The organism is Serratia sp. 506_PEND, from assembly GCF_001076875.1.
GTDB lineage: Bacteria > Pseudomonadota > Gammaproteobacteria > Enterobacterales > Enterobacteriaceae > Serratia > Serratia marcescens.
In genome coordinates, this window is sequence record NZ_JVEL01000032.1 from 1 (window position 1) to 479 (window position 479).

At 43.2% G+C, this 479-nt stretch carries 1 protein-coding gene; it reads right to left on the reverse strand.

The genetic code is table 11. The annotated features are described in order from the left end of the window. Positions 1–114: 114 nt before the first annotated feature. On the reverse strand, positions 115–479 hold a 365-nt coding region (locus ADK28_RS31145; protein WP_204375357.1), incomplete at its 5' end, for a hypothetical protein.

Below are 479 nucleotides of genomic sequence, written 5' to 3' on the forward strand. Positions count from 1 at the left end.
CGCCGAAACCTGCATGATCGCCATGTCGCCTGGGCGCGGCGAGCCATCGAACTCGCGAAAGCCATACCCCGCCCAAATTTCAGCAGGGGATCGTAAATTGTATACGCAGCCAGATTATTTACACGCTATAATTGCCGATTCATAAAAACTCATATCTCTTTTCTTGTAAAAGATAAAGTCACTGCCTGTATCAACATTCCTCACATCAACAAGCATAACCACTCCCCGAGTCATATCATTTATCTGTGCCGAGTAGCCATTTTCAATTGGTTGCGGACTAATGGGTGAAATTGTGTTTTTTTCATTCCAGTTATTCAATACACAACCAATATATAAATCCGCACTCTTACTCGAATGTCCTTTAAGTGCAGGCGAGGTCAATCGAAGTTCATTGGCCGTGGTTGAACAACCAGACAGGATTAACACAGCGAATAGTCCGACAAATTTCTTCATTACCCTTTTCCTTAAGCTGAAAAGTG